This is a genomic window from Nocardioides acrostichi (assembly GCF_015319165.1).
GTDB lineage: Bacteria > Actinomycetota > Actinomycetes > Propionibacteriales > Nocardioidaceae > Nocardioides > Nocardioides acrostichi.
The window spans coordinates 81,896-96,689 of sequence record NZ_JADIVZ010000007.1; the positions used below are offsets into that span (position 1 = coordinate 81,896).

Annotated in this window: 18 protein-coding genes; 9 read left to right on the forward strand and 9 right to left on the reverse strand. The window is 72.6% G+C overall.

What is annotated here, in order from left to right:
- Positions 1-43: 43 nt before the first annotated feature.
- The 5 genes from ISG29_RS13815 to ISG29_RS13835 all read left to right on the forward strand — a co-directional run bounded on the left by ISG29_RS13815 (position 44) and on the right by ISG29_RS13835 (position 4,550).
- Positions 44-337, forward strand: a complete 294-nt coding sequence (locus ISG29_RS13815; RefSeq protein ID WP_194504035.1) for a putative quinol monooxygenase — start codon at positions 44-46, stop codon at positions 335-337.
- A gap of 147 nt (positions 338-484) precedes the next feature.
- Positions 485-1,993 (forward strand): hypothetical protein, encoded by a 1,509-nt coding sequence (locus tag ISG29_RS13820; protein ID WP_194504036.1) that lies wholly within the window; start codon positions 485-487, stop codon positions 1,991-1,993.
- A gap of 48 nt (positions 1,994-2,041) precedes the next feature.
- On the forward strand, positions 2,042-2,542 hold the full coding sequence (locus tag ISG29_RS13825) for a DUF2231 domain-containing protein (RefSeq protein ID WP_194504037.1): 501 nt from the start codon (positions 2,042-2,044) through the stop codon (positions 2,540-2,542).
- A 17-nt stretch (positions 2,543-2,559) separates the two neighbouring features.
- The gene (locus ISG29_RS13830) at positions 2,560-3,225 is read left to right on the forward strand and encodes a response regulator transcription factor (protein ID WP_194504038.1); all 666 of its coding nucleotides are present in this window, start codon (positions 2,560-2,562) and stop codon (positions 3,223-3,225) included.
- A complete protein-coding gene (locus ISG29_RS13835) occupies positions 3,222-4,550 on the forward strand; it encodes a sensor histidine kinase (RefSeq protein WP_194504039.1) in 1,329 nt (442 codons plus the stop codon). The genes ISG29_RS13830 and ISG29_RS13835 overlap by 4 nt, the downstream gene beginning before the upstream one ends.
- Here the strand turns inward: ISG29_RS13835 and ISG29_RS13840 are convergent.
- Positions 4,528-5,292 (reverse strand): ABC transporter permease, encoded by a 765-nt coding sequence (locus ISG29_RS13840; RefSeq protein WP_328829158.1) that lies wholly within the window; start codon positions 5,290-5,292, stop codon positions 4,528-4,530. The genes ISG29_RS13835 and ISG29_RS13840 overlap by 23 nt on opposite strands.
- Before the next feature lie 233 nt (positions 5,293-5,525).
- Here ISG29_RS13840 and ISG29_RS13845 point away from each other — a divergent pair, with 233 nt between their 5' ends.
- A complete protein-coding gene (locus tag ISG29_RS13845; protein WP_194504040.1) occupies positions 5,526-6,554 on the forward strand; it encodes an alpha/beta fold hydrolase in 1,029 nt (342 codons plus the stop codon).
- Positions 6,555-6,577: 23 nt separating this feature from the next.
- Here ISG29_RS13845 and ISG29_RS13850 read toward each other — a convergent pair whose 3' ends face one another.
- Positions 6,578-7,318: a MerR family transcriptional regulator gene (locus ISG29_RS13850; RefSeq protein ID WP_194504041.1), complete on the reverse strand. Its 741-nt coding sequence runs from the start codon at positions 7,316-7,318 to the stop codon at positions 6,578-6,580.
- 62 nt (positions 7,319-7,380) lie between these two features.
- Between ISG29_RS13850 and ISG29_RS13855 the strand changes: the two genes are divergently transcribed.
- The gene (locus tag ISG29_RS13855) at positions 7,381-8,529 is read left to right on the forward strand and encodes an acyl-CoA dehydrogenase family protein (protein ID WP_194504042.1); all 1,149 of its coding nucleotides are present in this window, start codon (positions 7,381-7,383) and stop codon (positions 8,527-8,529) included.
- Positions 8,526-9,395, forward strand: coding sequence for an SDR family NAD(P)-dependent oxidoreductase (locus tag ISG29_RS13860; RefSeq protein ID WP_194504043.1), 870 nt, complete (start codon positions 8,526-8,528; stop codon positions 9,393-9,395). The genes ISG29_RS13855 and ISG29_RS13860 overlap by 4 nt, the downstream gene beginning before the upstream one ends.
- Before the next feature lie 3 nt (positions 9,396-9,398).
- On the opposite strand, the gene ISG29_RS13865 is transcribed toward ISG29_RS13860, so the two are convergent.
- The gene (locus ISG29_RS13865; protein ID WP_194504044.1) at positions 9,399-9,560 is read right to left on the reverse strand and encodes a hypothetical protein; all 162 of its coding nucleotides are present in this window, start codon (positions 9,558-9,560) and stop codon (positions 9,399-9,401) included.
- 136 nt (positions 9,561-9,696) lie between these two features.
- Between ISG29_RS13865 and ISG29_RS13870 the strand changes: the two genes are divergently transcribed.
- On the forward strand, positions 9,697-10,428 hold the full coding sequence (locus ISG29_RS13870; protein ID WP_194504045.1) for a response regulator transcription factor: 732 nt from the start codon (positions 9,697-9,699) through the stop codon (positions 10,426-10,428).
- Here the strand turns inward: ISG29_RS13870 and ISG29_RS13875 are convergent.
- The 6 genes from ISG29_RS13875 to ISG29_RS13900 all read right to left on the reverse strand — a co-directional run bounded on the left by ISG29_RS13875 (position 10,404) and on the right by ISG29_RS13900 (position 14,761).
- Positions 10,404-10,838 (reverse strand): Hpt domain-containing protein, encoded by a 435-nt coding sequence (locus ISG29_RS13875; RefSeq protein ID WP_194504046.1) that lies wholly within the window; start codon positions 10,836-10,838, stop codon positions 10,404-10,406. The two genes, ISG29_RS13870 and ISG29_RS13875, sit on opposite strands and share 25 nt — an antisense overlap.
- Entirely contained in the window at positions 10,831-11,106 is a 276-nt protein-coding gene (locus tag ISG29_RS13880) for a hypothetical protein (RefSeq protein ID WP_194504047.1), read from the reverse strand. Before ISG29_RS13880 ends, ISG29_RS13875 begins: the two co-directional genes overlap by 8 nt.
- Positions 11,107-11,480: 374 nt before the next feature.
- Positions 11,481-12,230 carry an FAD:protein FMN transferase gene (locus ISG29_RS13885; RefSeq protein WP_328829165.1) on the reverse strand — a complete coding sequence of 250 codons (750 nt, stop codon included), beginning with the start codon at positions 12,228-12,230 and terminating at the stop codon, positions 11,481-11,483.
- A gap of 10 nt (positions 12,231-12,240) precedes the next feature.
- Complete coding sequence (locus ISG29_RS13890; protein WP_194504048.1) at positions 12,241-12,681, reverse strand: FMN-binding protein; 441 nt, start codon at positions 12,679-12,681, stop codon at positions 12,241-12,243.
- An 8-nt stretch (positions 12,682-12,689) separates the two neighbouring features.
- The gene (locus ISG29_RS13895; RefSeq protein ID WP_328829168.1) at positions 12,690-14,132 is read right to left on the reverse strand and encodes a ferredoxin reductase family protein; all 1,443 of its coding nucleotides are present in this window, start codon (positions 14,130-14,132) and stop codon (positions 12,690-12,692) included.
- Positions 14,129-14,761 (reverse strand): hypothetical protein, encoded by a 633-nt coding sequence (locus tag ISG29_RS13900; RefSeq protein WP_194504049.1) that lies wholly within the window; start codon positions 14,759-14,761, stop codon positions 14,129-14,131. The genes ISG29_RS13895 and ISG29_RS13900 overlap by 4 nt, the downstream gene beginning before the upstream one ends.
- Positions 14,762-14,794: the final 33 nt, after the last annotated feature.

Here is a 14,794-nt window from a genome sequence, read left to right on the forward strand (position 1 = left end):
GCGGATGGTTCCCTCGACCTTTTCACCGGGCTAGGTTCGCACCATGAGCACCTTGAAAGTCATCGCGACCATCCCCGTCAAGGCCGAGGAGGTCGAGCGCCTGCGCGGCGTCTTCACCACGCTCGTCGCCGCCACCCGCGAGGAGGAGGGCTGCCTGGCCTACGACCTCTTCGAGTCCGCGGCCGCGCCCGGCACCTTCGTGACGATCGAGGAGTGGACCGGTCAGGAGGCCCTGGACGCGCACATGCAGAGCCCGCACATCGCGACTGCGTTCGCCGAGGCCGGCGACGCCTTCGCCGGCGAGGTGGGCATCCACCCGCTGACTCCCGTTCGGTGACCGTGCCCGGTGCCCGCCAAGGCGGTGCGTGAGCAACCTTCCGCGCACGACTCGGTTGCTGACTCATGCATCGGGCGGGCACCGCGGACGACGGCGGCCGGGCGCCGATCAGGTGCGGGTCAGGCGCGATCGCGCACAATGTCGCTCGTGGTGGCCACCAGGCTCGAACGCGCGGCAGGCGTGCTGCTCCCGGTCGTGCTCGTGGTGGCCGGGAGGCTGCCGCTGTTCGGCGTCCCGCTCTCCAACGACGAGGCCGGCTTCTCGATGCTGGCGCGCCAGTGGGCACCCGGCTCGAGCCTCTACGGCGACTACTGGGTCGACCGGCCACCACTGCTGCTCGTGCCCTACGGCCTCGCCGACCACCTGGCCGGCGCCCTCGGTGGGACGCCGACCGCCCTGCGCGCGGTCGGACTGACCACCGCGGTGGTCAGCGTGCTGCTGGCCGCCCTGCTCGCGTGGCGCACTGCGCCGGGCTCCCGGTGGGCCGTACCCGCGACGGCGACCGCGACCGCGGCGCTGCTGGCCAATCCGCGGCTGGACTCCTTCATCGTCGACGGTGAGCTGTTCACCTTGCCCGCACTGTTGCTCGGGCTCGTGCTGCTCGGTGAGGCGATCCGGGCCGAGCGCGGCCGCGCGAGGTGGTGGCTGGCGGTGGCGACGGGCGCTGTCGGCGCTATGGGCCCCCTGGTCAAGCAGAACGCAGTCGACGTGCTCCTCGCCTCCGGCGTGGTGACGCTGGCCCTGCTCCGCACGTCGGGCACGCGTCGTCGGGCCGCGGTGCTCGCGGGGGGCGTGCTCACCGGCGCGGCCGCGGCCACGGGCGCAACCGTCGGGTGGGCGGCCTCGCGCGGCACCGAGCCGGTGCAGCTGTGGCACGCCGCCGTGACCTTCCGGCTGCACGCGTCCGGCGTCATCGCCGAGCAGGCGTCGCAGGCCACCGACCACCGCGCACAAGGACTGCTGCTCGCCGCGGTGCTGGCGGGCCTGCCCCTCGTGCTGCTCCTCCTGCCCGTGCCGTGGCGCGATCCGCTGCCCTGGGTGGTGCTGGCATGGGAGGCCGTGGCCGTGGCCGCGGGTGGCAGCTACTGGCATCACTACCTCGTGGGTCTGGTGCCGGGAGTGGCGTGGGTACTCGCCGGGCGAGCCGCGCGCGAGGGCCTGGGGAGTCGGCCGGCACAGCGGGCCCGGTGGCGTGCGCCGACGATCGTCGTCGCGGCGCTCACGTGCTCCGCGGTGGTGGGCGTCGGCGTCGCCGCCGCCGACCCGCCCCACCTACCGGGCGATGTCGCGCTGACCATCGACTACCTCCGCCAGCACGATCGCCCCGGCGACACCGGCGTGGTCGCGTTCGGCGGCCCGCAAGTGCTCGACGGTGCCGGCCTCGCGAGTCCCTACCCGTACCTGTGGAGCCTGCCGGTGCGCGTGCGCGATCCGCAGCTGACGCACTTCACCCACCTGCTCCGCTCGCCCCGCGCGCCGACCTGGCTCGTGCGCGTCGGCGACAGCCTCGGCAGCTGGGGCCTGGACGCCACGACCGCCGACCAGATCGTGGCGCGCCGCTACCGGGTCGTCTTCACCAGCGGCGCCGTCCAGGTGCTGGAGCGAGTGCCCGCCGGTCAGGTTGTCGGCAGGCGGAACCCGCGACCGTTAGCGTGACACGTCACGACGACACGATCGTCTCTGACCCTTCGAGGAGTCCTCCCGATGTTCGACCTCATCAACGGCATCCCCGTCCACCCGCTCGTCGTGCACGCCGTGGTGGTGCTGCTGCCGCTCACCATCCTGGGCACCATCCTCATCGCCGTGCGCCCCGCGTGGCGCGTCAGCTACGGGCCCCTCGTGCTCGCCTTCGCCGTGGTGGCGACCGCTCTGATCCCGGTCGCGACCTCCAGCGGCGAGGCGCTCGAGAAGCACGTCGGTGAGCCCGCCTACGACCACGCCGAGAAGGGCGACCAGATGATCTGGTTCGCCATCCCGCTGCTGGTCCTCGTCGCCGCCCTCGTCTTCGTGGCCCGACGTGCGGCCTCGGCCGGCGAGACCGGCTCGACCCTGCTGCCCACCGTGCTCGCGGTGCTTGCGGTGCTCGCAGCCGTCGCCGCCGGCGTGCAGGTCTACCGCGTGGGCGACTCCGGCGCCAAGGCCGTGTGGTACTACCAGGTGCACAGCTCGGCGTCCGGCGGCGACACCGACGGCGACGCCGGCTGACGCGGGTCTCCTTCGTCATGGCGACCATCGGTGTCTGTGAGGACGACGAGCCCATCCGCCGTGTGCTGGTGCGCGCCCTGCGAGGCTCCGGACACGAGGTCGTCACCGCCCACGACGGCCGCGAGGCTCTGGTGGCCCTGGGGCCGGACCAGGGCATCGACGTCGTCGTGATGGACATCGGACTCCCCGACGCCGATGGTCGCGACGTCGTCGCGGCGCTCCAGTCGGCTGGCCAGCGGGCGCCCGTCCTGTTCCTCACGGCCCTCGGCGGCACCCACGACCTGCTCGCCGGCTTCGCCGCCGGCGGTGACGACTACGTCGTCAAGCCGTTCGAGATCAAGGAGGTGCTGGCCCGGGTCGACGCCCTCGCGCGGCGCGGGGTGCCTCCCACCGACGCGGGTGGGCTCACCCTCGATCCGGTGGCCCACGCGGCCCGGACCGAGCACGGCCAGGTGCTGCTCACGCCGACCGAGTTCCGCATGCTCGCCTCCATCGTGAGCCGCCCCGGTGAGGTCGTACGCCGTCGCAGCGTCGTGGCCGCCGCGTGGCCCGACGGCGCACATGTCAGCGAGAACACGATCGACTCCTTCATCCGCCGGGTGCGCTCCAAGCTCGACCAGATCGAGTCGCCGACCGTGATCGAGACCGTGCGCGGAGTCGGCTTCACCACCTCGCCCCGATGATCCGGCTCTCTCCCCGGCTCACCGCCGCCAGCGCGGGCTCGCTGCGGCGGCGCCTGGTGCTCACCACCGGCGCCGCGTCGGCCCTCGTCGCGATCGCACTCGTCAGCGTCGTCGGCCTGATGGTCGAGCGTGCCTCGACCAGCGCCGTCACCCAGGTGCTCGACGAGCGCGCGAGCGCGGTCATCTCCGCGACCCGCGAGGCCAGCGGCCAGGGCTCGATCCAGGTGCCGGACCAACGACTCGACCCGGGGGTCGTGGTCTACGACGCCGCCCGAGCGCCGGTGGCCGGCACGGTGCCGCCCTCCCTGAGCGAGGCCTTCACCCGCTACTCCGACAGCGAGTCCGAGGGCACCCGCGAGGTGGACGAGGAGTGGGCTGTCACCTCACGCCCCTTCACCACCGAGGGCGGTCGAGCCGGGGTCGTGGTCGTCGCGGAGCCGTTGCGCCCCTACGAGGACGACGAGCACGACGCTCTCGCCGTCTCGATCGCCGCCGGCCTCGTCATGGTCGCGCTGGCCATCGCCCTCGCCGCCTGGATCACCCGACGGGCGCTCCAGCCGGTGCACCAGATGGCGATCACGGCCGAGGAGTGGAGCGAGCACGACCTGACCCGGCGCTTCGACCTCGGGCCTCCCACCGACGAGATCCGGGCCTTGGGGCACACCCTCGACGACCTGCTGGAGAAGGTGGCCCGCGCCATCCGCACCGAGCAGCGACTCACCGCCGAGCTCGCCCACGAACTGCGCACGCCCTTGACCGCGGCCCGCGCGACGGCCGACCTGATGGCGCTCCGCGAGGATCTCGACCCGGAGATCGCGACCGACGTGCACGACATCGTGGCGGCGTGTCGCACGATGAGCGACACCATCACCGTGCTGCTGGAGCTCGCCCGCCAGGGCGCCACCCGCGGTAGCTGCACCGGCGCCGACCTGACCGCCGCCCTGTGCGCATCCGTCGGCGACGACTGGTCGCGGGTCGAGGTCCGGGTGCCCGCGACCCTCACCCTGGCGGTGCCCACCACGGTCGCGGTGCGTGCCTTGTCACCCCTGCTCGACAACGCCCTGCGCCACGCCGAGCACGTCACGCTGGACTCACGGGTCGACGACGGCTCCGCGCACACCGCCATGGTGCTGGTCGGCGACGACGGTCCGGGCATCGATCCGACCGTCGCGGCGAGGCTGTTCACCCCGGGCGCCAGCACCACCGGGTCCGGTCTCGGACTCTCCCTGGCACGGCGGGTCGCCCGCAGCGTCGGCGGCGACGTGACGGTCGAGGAGTCACACCAGGGTGCCTGCCTCGGCGTCAGGCTCCCCCTGGCCCGCTGAGGGCCGCCGGGAGCTGCGGGTTGCGGCCCGCGAGGCGGGTCAACGTGACGGCGGTGATGCTCATCGCGAGGCCGATGCCTGCGAGCACCACCAGCTGGAACTGAGCCGCTTCGACGGGGCTCGCGCCACCGAACAACGCACCGACGAACGCCCCCGGCAGGGTCACCAGCCCGGTCGACCGGGTCTGGTCGAAGGACGGGACGACGGCATCACGCACCGCCTCGCGCCCGATGTCGCGGTGGGCTTCGACCGGGGTCGCGCCGAGTGCGAGCCAGCCCTCGATCTCACCCGACCGCACGCGCGTGGTGCGCAGGAAGCCACGCCCCGCGAGTGTGGAGGCCGACATCGCGTTGCCGACCAGGATGCCGCCGACGGCCACCACGTAGCGCGGCTCGAGCGGCACCAGCCGCAGGGCCAGCACCAACCCGATCGCGGGCCCTGCGCCGACCACGATCGCCAGCGTCGCCAGCCGCCGCCCGTGGCGCAGCTCGCGCAGCCGACCACCCGAGGTGATCGACGCCGTGAGCAGCATCAGCGCGACGAACGCCAGCACGGTCAGCGGAGCCGCGAGCACGCCACGCAGTACCAGCGCGACGACGCTCAGCTGGAGGGTGGCCCGCAGCAGCGCGCGCACCGGCAGCAGCCCCAGCGCCACGCCGTCGAGGCGCAGCACCGCGACCGTGGTGCCACTGACGAGCAGCAGACCCGCCAGCGCGAGCAGCAGCGAGGTCACCGAGGACACCACGCCAGTCTCGCCCACGGCGCTCTCTCAGCCGCGCAGGCAGCGCAACCAGCCCTGAGATGGCGGTGTCGCCGGCACGACCGGGACGCCGACCGCACGCCGGAACGCCATGCTGCCTCCTGGGTCCGCTCGTGCCGCCTCGCGACGTGGGTCGTCCTCGCTACGACGCGCCCAACCTGCCACTCCCACGCCCGCCACGGTCTGCATAACCCCCGTTCTGCGACAGTGGCCACATGCCCACGCACCCGCACGAGCCGGTCCACGAGCCAGTCCACGAGCCAGTCCACGAGCCGGTCCACGAGGACGCCGACTGGCTGCTGGCCGACCCCGCCTGGTCCGCCGTCCGTGAGGAGTGGCTCGACGTCGAGGGCCGCGACGTGCGGATTCTGCGCGTCGACGCCTGCGGCACGGCCGCCGTCGACGGCGGCGTGCCGCAGCTGCTCGTGCACGGGCTGGGCGGCTCGGCGTCGAACTGGATCGACGTGATGACCGACCTGGCCCACCACGGCACCGTCGTGGCGATCGACCTGCCCGGCTTCGGCCACACCCCGATCACCGACGCCGACCGGATCACCGTGGGCGGCTACGTGCGGTTCGTGGTCGCGGTGGCCGACGCGCTGGAGTGGGAACGCTTCGACCTGCACGGCAACTCGATGGGCGGACTCGTCGCGACCCGACTGGCCGCGCGGCATCCCGAGCGCGTGGCGAGCCTGGCTCTGGTCTCCCCCGCCCTGCCTCCGTCGTGCCCCGTCCGCCTGCTGCCGCTCCCCCTGACCACGTTGGTGGGCATCCTGCCGATGGCCGTGCCCAGTCTCGGAGGCGGCTTCCTCTCCACCGCCAGCGGCCACGGCGACGACGACGGGCGTCGTCGCGCCATGATGCGCATCATCTTCAGCGACCCCGACGCGGTGCGCCCGGCGCTGCTCGAGGCGATGGCGCACGACGTCGTCCCGATCAGCGACGAGCAGCTGCGCGACCGCGCCCACGCGATGCGCAGCTGCACCCGCTCGCTCACGCTGGCGTGGATGGATCCGCGCGTGACCTGGCGCGCCATCCGCGCGATCGAGTGCCCCACCTTGCTGGTCGGCGGCACCGCCGACCCGATCATCCCGGCCCGCACCCTCCGCGAGATCCTGCGCGCCCGCCCGGACTGGCGGGGCGCGATCCTGCGTGACCGCCGGCACGCGCTCATGCTCTCCGAGCCCGGCGAGTACATCGCCCTCCTCGACTCCTTCCGCAGCGGCACCCTCCGCGCCGCCTGAGCCCTCGGGATGTGGCCCAGCGGTCAGCGGGCCAGCGAGCGGGTGATGACGTCGTTCGCGGCGCGTTGGAACGAGGCGACGACCGCCTCGAGGGTGAGCCGCCGCAGCTGCGGCAGGGTGCGCTGGAGCCGCTCGGCCTCCGCCGGGCTGTGCTCGGCCCGATACGGCGCCAGCACGTCGTCGCGCAGCACCTCGGTGAGCTCGGCGGCCAGGGCCGTCATGTGGCGTCCGATCGCCTCGGTGGCTGCGACCAGTCCGACGTGCGGGATGTCGAGGGCCAGCAGGTCCAGCCCGATCTGGAGGTTGGGCATGGCCGACCAGGTGCCGCCGTCGAGCTCCTCCAGCAGCCCCAGCCCGATCAGCAGCGTGCGGTCGTCGTCGGTCAGCGGGCGGCCGGCGAGCTCGTCGAGGGCTTCGACGTCGACCTCGGCCGGCGGCTGCGAGGTCCACGACGTGAGCATCGCCCGCTGGAGGGCGAGCTCCTCGACACCGGCGTCGGCAGGCAGCCGGTTCACGTAGCGCTCGATCGCCTGGAGGGTGAAACCGTGCTCCTGCAACGCCGTCACCAGCTCGAGCCGGGCGCGATGCACGGGTCCGTAGTAGGCGAGCCGGCCGCGACGCTCGGGCGGCGGCAGCAGGCCCAGCGTCGCGTAGTAGCGCGTCGTACGCACCGTCAACCCGGCCTGCCCGGCGAGCTCGTCGACGGTCAGCAGCGGCTCGCCCGGGTCACCGAGGGAGTCGCTGACGAGGTCGGAGGCACTCATGAGGCCACCCTAGACCCACGCTTCCCCTTGCAGTGTGACAGTTCTGCTGTAACAGTTCTGGCATGGCCACTCCCACCTCCATCAACACCGCCGAGCACGAGGACTTCCGCGCGATGGTCCGCGCCTTCGTCGAGAAGGAGGTGGCGCCCCACCACGAGCAGTGGGAGGCGGACGGCCACGTCAGCCGCGAGCTCTGGCAGCGCGCCGGCGCGGCCGGCATCCTCTGCTTCGACGTCGACGAGGAGTACGGCGGCCTGGGCATCAAGGACTTCCGCTACAACGCCATCGTCAGCGAGGAACTCGCACGAGTCGGCGCCAACGGCCCCGGCTTCCCGGTGCACACCGACATCATCGTCCCCTACATCTCCGCCATCGCGAACGACGAGCAGAAGAAGCGCTGGCTGCCCGGGCTCGTCTCGGGCGAGATCATCTCGGCCATCGCGATGACCGAGCCCGGCGCCGGCTCCGATCTCCAGGGCCTCTCGACCCACGCGGTCGACAAGGGCGACCACTGGGTGCTCAACGGCTCCAAGACCTTCATCAGCAACGGCATCATGAGCGACCTCGTCATCGTCGTGGCCCGCACCGACCCCGACGCCGGCCACAAGGGCTTCAGCCTGCTCGTCGTCGAGCGCGGCATGGAGGGGTTCGAGCGCGGCCGCAACCTCGACAAGATCGGCCTCAAGGCCCAAGACACCGCCGAGCTGTTCTTCGACAACGTCGTGGTGCCGAAGGAGAACACCTTGGGCGAGCCCGGCATGGGCTTCATCTACCTCATGCAGAACCTGCCGCAGGAGCGCATCTCGATCGCATGCATCGCCGTCGCCGCGTGCGAGCAGGTGCTCGACATGACGCTCGCCTACGTCAAGGAGCGCCAGGCCTTCGGACGCCCGATCGGGGCCTTCCAGAACACCCGGTTCACCCTCGCCGAGATGGCCACCGAGGTCTACGTCGCCCGCACGTTCGTCAACGAATGCGTCACCAAGCTCAACGCCGGCGAGGCCGACACCTCGCTGGCCTCGATGGCCAAGTGGTGGACCACCGAACTCCAGAAGAAGATCGTCGACACCGGCGTTCAGATGCACGGCGGGTACGGCTACATGAGCGAGTACCCGATCGCCAAGGCGTTCGTCGACAGCCGGATCCAGACGATCTACGGCGGCACCACCGAGATCCAGAAGGAGATCATCGGCCGTAGCCTCGGCCTGTGAGCCAACCCGACCCGCAGCCGCTCGCGGGGCGCAGCGTCGTCCTGACCGGATCCAGCCGCGGCATCGGACTGGAGGTCGCTCGGGCCTACGCCGCAGCCGGCGCGGCCGTCGTCGTCAACGGACGGGACCCGGACGCCGTGCGCGAGGCCGCGGCCAGCATCGGCGACCTCGCGCTCCCGGTCGCAGGGTCGGCGGCCGACCCCAAGATCGTCGCCCTCATGGTCGACGCTGCCCGCAGCGCCGGCGACCTCGCGACGCTCGTGTGCGTGGCCGGCACCGCCGAGCCCGAGGGCTCCTCGATCCTCGACGTCTCGGTCGACGACTGGCACGAGCTGATCGACGCCCACCTGACCTCGACCTTCCTGGCGTGCCGAGCCGTCGCGCCCGTGCTCGTGGAGCGCGGCGGCGGCTCGATCGTCACCACCACCTCGCACGCTTTCACCGGCAGCTACGGCGGCACCGGCTACGCGGCGGGCAAGGGGGGCGTGGTCAGCCTGACCTACGCCCTGGCGGCCGAGCTGCGCGAGCACGGGGTGCGCGTCAACAGCGTCTCCCCCGGCGCCACCACCCGCCTCTCCACGGGCAGCGCCTACGAGGAGCAGATCGAGCGGCTGCACCGGCGTGGACTGCTCGACGACATGACCAAGCTGGGCGCCCTGGACCCCGGCTCCGCGGCACACGCAGCGGCGCTCTACCTCTACCTCGGCACCGACGCCGCAGCCGACCTCACCGGTCAGGTGCTCGTGGCGGCCGGCGGCTACCTGGGCCGCTTCCCGCACCCGGCCGAGTCGATGATCACCTGGCGTGACCACCACGTCGAGCCCCCGTACACCCTCGAGGAGGTACACGCCCATCTGCACGCGTGAGCGTCACAGTGCGCCGCCTCCGTTCGCTGCCACCGGCCAGGTGATCGAGGTGGCCGTGGTCGTGACCGAGCCCGTGACCTTCGACTCGCGCAGCAGCACATAGGTCCACGGTGCACCGCTGGGCAGCACCCCGGCGGAGCCGACGCGCACGACGCGATGCTGCATGCGAGGCTCCCGGGCGGCTAGGTTGGGCCAGCGGACGATCCGAGGGCCCCCACGCGGCTCGCGGACCACCCGATCCGGCCGCAAGACTTTCTCAAGAGCTCGACGCCCATCCCAACGAGTCGACACGAGTAGCCCCATGACCCAACCGACCCGATCCGCCCTGGTGGTCGAGGACGATCCCGACACCAGCTCGCTGATCGAGTTCACCCTGCGCACCCAGGGGTTCTCCGTGACCTGCACGGAGACCGGCACCGAGGGGGTGCGGCTGATGCGCGAGCTCCAGCCCGACCTCGTGACCCTCGACCTCGGCCTGCCCGGCCAGGACGGCACGGAGACGTGCCGTCAGATCCGCGAGTTCAGCGACGCCTACATCGTGATGATCACGGCACGCGACGACGAGATCGACCGCCTGCTCGCCCTCGAGACCGGCGCCGACGACTACCTGACCAAGCCGTTCTCGGTGCGCGAGCTGAAGGCCCGGGTCAACGCGTTGTTCCGACGTCCGCGCGGCTTCGACCGGCGAGGAGTCGCGGCCTCGGCGGTCAACCAGGCTCCCCAGCCTCTCGACCACGAGGTGCTGGAGAGCGGCCGGCTGCGGGTCGACGTGGAGGGGCGTCGAGCGTTCCGAGCAGCCGACGAACTGGCCCTGACCCGCACCGAGTTCGACCTGCTGTGCGAACTGATGCGCACCCCGGGTCGCGTGTGGACCCGAGAGGCCCTGCTGAGGTCGGTCTGGGACACCGAGTGGGCCACCGACACGCACCTCGTGGAGGTGCACGTGGGCAACCTCCGTCGCAAGCTCGGCGACGACGCCACGCGCATCACCACGGTGCGCGGCGTCGGCTACCGCTTGGAGAGAGAGGCCTGATCACTCGTTGCGCGGCGCAGGAGGTCTCCGAGTGCGACCTCGGCGCGCGCCGCTGTGGCGGGCAGGGCGTCGAGGGCCGGAAGGAGTTCGGCCCGGTTGCCGGTGCGCAGCAGGTTCTCGAGCCGGCGGGCGAGCGAGGACAGCTCGGGCAGGCCCACGGCCGTGGCCGAGACCTTCAGGCTCAACAGCGCGTCGTCGGCCGCGGCATCGTCACCGGCCGAGACCTCGCGCAGCACCCGCTGGACGCGCCCCGGCAGCAGTTCGAGGAAGAGACCGACCAGGCGCCACGGGTAGTCGGGATCCCCGACATCGCGACCGAGCCGTACGAGCACCTCCGGCTCGAGCACCCCGGCGTGCGCCGGGTCGACGAGATAGGCGGGCAACGGTGCATCGAGCAGCGGGTCATCCATGAGCAACTCCATCGGCAGACGGCGAGTCGAGCACCGGCTCCCCCTCGAGCACGGTAAGGATCTCGACACACTCGTCGTCCGAGACATTGTCCTCCCCAGGGTTCCGCACCGCCAGCGGATCTGAAACGTCGCGGCGGGCAAAGACTGCCCCGAAGGGCGCTCCCTCGTCCTCCGGCTCGATGCCCGGCACCGTGCTCCCCGTGAGCCTGGTCATGGTGCGGTAGCCCAGCACGTGCGGTCCGATGCCCGAGAAGACGACCAGAGCCACGGCCGCCAGCAGGCCGGCGGGGTGGCGACCGAGGTCACCAGCCCGCCGACCCGCCTCGTGCGAGCGAGCCCGCGAACGCCCCCCTGCTCGCTCATCGCGCCCCTCCCCTGGGGTCTCGGTCCCGGGAACGGCCCGCCCCCCTTACGGAAGGACCGGCCCCGGGTCGTGCTCGGACGGATCAGCGGTGCTGGACCAGGGGTGCTGGACCAGCGGTGCTCGCCAGCGCGCTGCCTGGTGTCACCGGGGAGCAGGTCGGTGGCGGGGACGTCGTGGCCCCGCGTACCGTGCCTGGGTCTTCCCGGTGATGATCGGAACTGTGTCGCCCGGGCCTCAAGGGCGCCGCGAGGTCGTCTCAGGGGTGACTCTCGGGTTGCTCAAGCAATCCGCAAGGTGCGCCCGTCGCGCCAGACGACCAGCGCCGCGACCAGGTGGCCCTGCCGACGCCGCCGCTCCAGCCAGGCCGGTGCGGCATCGTCGAGGGCGAGCGCGCTGGTGGCGTCGAGATCGGCGGTGACCAGGTCGCCGGCGACCACACTGACCTGGAGCACGTGCGCGGGCGGCTTGCCGGAGCGAGCGTGCACGACGTGCTGGCCGCGATGCGTCGAACCCGACGTCGCCACGGCCCCGTCGCGCACCGACACCGTGCCGATCAGCCGGCCCGCGGCGCCCGGCGCTCGCGGATCCTCGATGCCGACCCGCCAGGCGGGCCGATCCAGCGAGGCCACCCGACACACCATGTCGCCGCCGGCCGAGAGGCACACGTCGGTGTCGTCGAGATGCAGCAGGGGTCGCGCGGCGCGCTCGACGGCCCAGCCCTTGACGACACCACTGGGGTCCAGGCGCCCCGTGGCCCGGACGTCGAAGGCACCGCCGGACGCCGCGCTCGCGCGCTCGGCGATGTCCAACACCTCACGCACCTCGGGTGGGCAGTCGTCGAGCGCGAGGTCGCCGTCGGCGAGCCGCGAGACGGTCGAGTCCGGACGGTAGGTGCTGAAGACGCGGTCGACGTCGCGCAGTGCGGCGATCGCCTCGGCCCACGCGCCGCGACCCAGGTCGTCGTCCGCGTGCCGACCCCGCAGGGCGACGCTCACCGGCATGCCCATGACGTGCTCGACCGCGCGCACGTCGAGTGCCTCAGATTCCCGCCGTGTCGAGGGCGGACTGGAGCGAGGAGAGGTAGCCCTGGCTGGTGACGGTGGCTCCCGACACCATGTCGATCTGTGCACTCTGCGCCTCGACGGTGGCCTGCACCAGGATCGGCAGCGCGTAGGCGTTGATCTGGGCGTCGTGCGGGGTGCTGTCCGGGTACTGGAGCACGGTGACACCGGTGATGGTGTCGCCCTCGAGCGCCAGCTCGACCTGCACCGGGCCCCACTGGGTCTGGGCGACGTCGCCGTCGACGGTCCGGCTGCCGGAGGCGCCCTCGACCAGGCTGGGGCTGTCGCCCGCCGTCGCCGCCGACATGGGCGCGGTGGTGGCGGCGACCGTGGTCCCGGTCTTCGTCGAGGTCGGGTACGCGAGCAGGAAGGCCACCCCGGTCACCGTCGCCACCCCGGCGAGCACGATCCGCGTCATGCCCCGTCTCACCACCGGAAGCTCTCCGAGTGCAGTTGGCTGGACGGCAGCCCGGCGGCGAGGGCGGCGGACACGACCTGCTTCTCCCAGGTGTCCGGGCCGCACAGGTACACGTCACGCTCGGTCAGGTCGGGGACGAGCCACAGCAGCGCCGTGACGTCGTTGACGCGGTTGAACGCCTCGTCGGCGCCGTGGGCACGAGGCATGAAGGAGTCGTGGGCACGACGTCGTCCGGGCAACGTGACCACGCGCAGGCCGCGCTCGGCGGCGAGCAGGTCGAGCTCGGCTGCGAACAGCGGCGCGGAGGTGCAGCGGTGCAGCAGCACGGCCTCGCCCGGCGCGTAGTCCAGACCCTCGGCCAGCGACCGCAGCGGCGTGATCCCGATACCCGCCCCGATGAAGGCGACCTTGCGCTGCGTGCGCGGACGGCTCGAGAGGCGCCCGTAGGGGCCCTCGACGACCACCCGGGTGCCTGGCGTGACGTGCCGCAGCGCGCGCGTGCCGTCGCCGACCACCCGCACGGTGGCTCGCAGGCTGCGGTCGTCGGGTGCGGCCGAGAGCGAGTACGGGTGCGCCCTCGACCAGCCGGCCCCGTTGAGGAAGCGGAAGGTCAGGAACTGACCGGCGCGCACCGGCATCCGGTGCAGGTCTCGGCCGGAGAGGTAGACCGACCACACCTCGTCGTCGGCCGCCGACGGCTCACGCACCACGGAGGTGACCCGCAGGTCGTGCCTCCAGGTGCGGTAGGCCGGGACGCCGAGGCGGAAGGCGACGACGGCGACCGCGGTCGCGCCCCACGCGGTCCACCAGAAGGCGGTGCGAGCCGCCGAGCCGGTGAACTGCTGCCCCGTCCACAACTGGTGCGGCAGGGCCAGGCCGACGCCGAGGTAGGCGTAGAGGTGCAGCAGGTGCCAGGACTCGTAGCGCAGCCGGCGGCGCGCCGCGCGGATGCTGGTGAGGACCACCATGACCAGGGCCAGCGCGCCTGCGGTCGCGAGCAGGATGCCCGGGTAGTCGCGGATGAGGTACCAGACCAGGCCCGGAGTGGCCAGCAGGTCACCCGCGGCGTAGCCCCAGCTGATGAGCACGATGTGCGCGACCATCAGGTTGAAGGACGTGAAGCCGACCACCCGGTGGATGCGCGCGAGACGGTCCTGCCCCCACGCGCCCTCGAGCACCGGGATCCGGGCCATCAGCAGCACCTGGGTGAGCAGCAGCACCGACGCCGCGAGGCCGCTGATGCGTCCCAGCGAGACGAGGGCCTGGTGACCGTCTGCGAGATCACCGATGCCGCCGTCGCCGATCCACCACCAGGCGACCAGAGCCAGCGCACCGTAGAGGAGCATGCCGCTCAGGAAGCGGGTGACGTGGTCCACCCGGGCCCGGCTGCGGGTCACGGGCAGCAGGGGCGGCAGCTGGGTCCGTCCGTCGGCCGGGGCGACGGTGGTCACGTGTTCGACCTGGTGCTGGAGTCGGAGCCGGACGAGGGCTGCTGCGACTCCTGCTGCGGAGCCTGCTGGTCGAACCCGTCGCGACCGGCGCCGTCACCGCTGAAGTCGTGGTGATCGCCGAAGTCGTGGTCGCCGTCGAGGTCCGGGGGCGTGCCGAAGCCGGGGCTGCCCTGGCCCGGGACGCCGCTCTCACTGTCTGTCTGTCCGCCCGGCTGGCCGAACTGCTGGCCGCCCGGCTGGCCGAACTGCTGGCCGTTCTGGCCGTTCTGGCCGTTCTGGCTGGTGGTGAAGCCGGCCTGCTGGAACTCGTCGCCGCTGCTGGCGGTGGCGTGACCGATCGCGAATCCGCCGAGACCGCCCACGGCGAGCAGCCCCGCGGCAGCCCCGGCGATGCCGGCGCGCCCCCGCGCTGCGGTCGGCACCTTCTCGCGCCAGGAGCGGGGCGTCGCGGCATCACCGCTGGGGGGCGCATCGGCCCGGGCCCCGGGCACGGTGCTGGGATCCTCGGCCCCGGCCGCGCCGGTGGTGCCCGGTTGCGGCTCCCAGCGCGACCCGCTCGCACCGAGCGGACGGGTGTCGTCGTGGGAGCCGTACTGGGTGTTCTCGGGGGTGTTGCCGTGGTCTGCCATGGCGACACTGTCCGAAGCCAGGCTGGGGCGCTG